The sequence below is a fragment of the Sphingobacterium endophyticum genome (assembly GCF_009733535.1).
Taxonomy (GTDB): domain Bacteria; phylum Bacteroidota; class Bacteroidia; order Sphingobacteriales; family Sphingobacteriaceae; genus Sphingobacterium; species Sphingobacterium endophyticum.
The window spans coordinates 1-2,220 of record NZ_SMMI01000041.1; the positions used below are offsets into that span (position 1 = coordinate 1).

The 2,220-nt window shown below is 52.2% G+C and carries 1 rRNA gene; it reads right to left on the bottom strand.

Annotation, left to right across the window (positions count from 1 at the left end):
* Nucleotides 1-178: 178 nt before the first annotated feature.
* Nucleotides 179-1,706 (bottom strand): 16S ribosomal RNA (locus tag E0Y80_RS20500).
* Nucleotides 1,707-2,220: the final 514 nt, after the last annotated feature.

The window sequence follows — 2,220 nt, forward strand, 5'->3', positions numbered from 1 at the left end:
TTGAACTGCTGACCCCTACATTATCAGTGTAGTGCTCTAACCAACTGAGCTACGGGACTAGCTTATCTCTCTCATCTCTCTCGGCGACCGACCCCCGTGGGGCGGGCACTTTCTTCTGAATGTCTTTTTTTTCCTTACGATCATGTATGTGGCGCAGCGACCCCGAAGCGGGCTCTAGAAAGGAGGTATTCCAGCCGCACCTTCCGGTACGGCTACCTTGTTACGACTTAGCCCCAATTACCGGTTTTACCCTAACACGCTCCTTGCGGTTACATGCTTTAGGTACCCCCAGCTTTCATGGCTTGACGGGCGGTGTGTACAAGGCCCGGGAACGTATTCACCGCGTCATTGCTGATACGCGATTACTAGCGAATCCAACTTCACGGGGTCGAGTTGCAGACCCCGATCCGAACTGTGAATGGCTTTTCGAGATTGGCATCACATTGCTGTGTAGCTGCCCGCTGTACCATCCATTGTAGCACGTGTGTAGCCCCGGACGTAAGGGCCATGATGACTTGACGTCGTCCCCGCCTTCCTCTCTGCTTGCGCAGGCAGTCTGTCTAGAGTCCCCACCATAATGTGCTGGCAACTAGACATAGGGGTTGCGCTCGTTGCGGGACTTAACCCAACACCTCACGGCACGAGCTGACGACAGCCATGCAGCACCTAGTTTCCTGTCCCGAAGGACGCATCCGTCTCTGGATGCTTCAGTAACTTTCAAGCCCGGGTAAGGTTCCTCGCGTATCATCGAATTAAACCACATGCTCCTCCGCTTGTGCGGGCCCCCGTCAATTCCTTTGAGTTTCACCCTTGCGGGCGTACTCCCCAGGTGGATAACTTAACGCTTTCGCTTGGACGCTTACGGTATATCGCAAACATCGAGTTATCATCGTTTAGGGCGTGGACTACCAGGGTATCTAATCCTGTTCGATCCCCACGCTTTCGTGCATCAGCGTCAATAACGGCTTAGACAGCTGCCTTCGCAATCGGTGTTCTGAGACATATCTATGCATTTCACCGCTACTTGTCTCATTCCGCCGTCTTCAACCGCATTCAAGCACTTCAGTATCAAGGGCACTGCGACAGTTGAGCTGCCGTCTTTCACCCCTGACTTAAAGTGCCGCCTACGCACCCTTTAAACCCAATAAATCCGGATAACGCTCGGATCCTCCGTATTACCGCGGCTGCTGGCACGGAGTTAGCCGATCCTTATTCTTCGGGTACATTCAGCCCACTACACGTAGTGGGGTTTATTCCCCGACAAAAGCAGTTTACAACCCATAGGGCAGTCGTCCTGCACGCGGCATGGCTGGTTCAGGGTTGCCCCCATTGACCAATATTCCTTACTGCTGCCTCCCGTAGGAGTCTGGTCCGTGTCTCAGTACCAGTGTGGGGGATTCTCCTCTCAGAGCCCCTAGACATCGTCGCCTTGGTGGGCCGTTACCCCACCAACTAGCTAATGTCACGCGAGCCCATCCATATCCTATAAATATTTAACCAAAAAACGATGCCGTCCATTGGTTGCATGCGGTGTTAATCCGGATTTCTCCGGGCTATCCCCCTGATATGGGTAGGTTGCTCACGCGTTACGCACCCGTGCGCCACTCTCACCGAAGGTAGCAAGCTACCCCCGGATCCCGTCCGACTTGCATGTATTAGGCCTGCCGCTAGCGTTCATCCTGAGCCAGGATCAAACTCTCCATTGTAAAATGAAGTGTAAGACCGTTGACTATTTATAATTAAATAGAAACGTCTTGTTTTATGTTTTCCTCCCGCTCCGGGATATCTGAATCGATTATCTTGTTTATCTTTTCAGCTATGCTCCCATCGCTGGGAACTTCGCTGCGCTACATGATCATTTAAAGAACTTATCTCGCCTCCGCTTCGCGCTTCGGCTCTATGTCGTAAAGTACCTTTCGGCACTTCCAAACTTTCATTTTTTTATCGGCTCGGGCGTCGCGCCCTGTGCCGTATTCCCTGGTTGGGACTGCAAAGGTAGAAGCTTTTTTTGAATCCGCAAAATTTATTTTAAAATAATTTGCGGGGTGATTTTTCCTGCGCTGCTGGGGACCTGGGTCCGCCGTTCGCCTCGCATGCTTCATGCCCTTATTTCAGTGGCCCGTGGGCCGTCCCTCCCTTGCGGAGTGGTGCAAAGATAGGGACAAATTACATTCACTTCCAAGCCCCGCGGCAAAGTATTTTTACCCAGGAACCGTAACT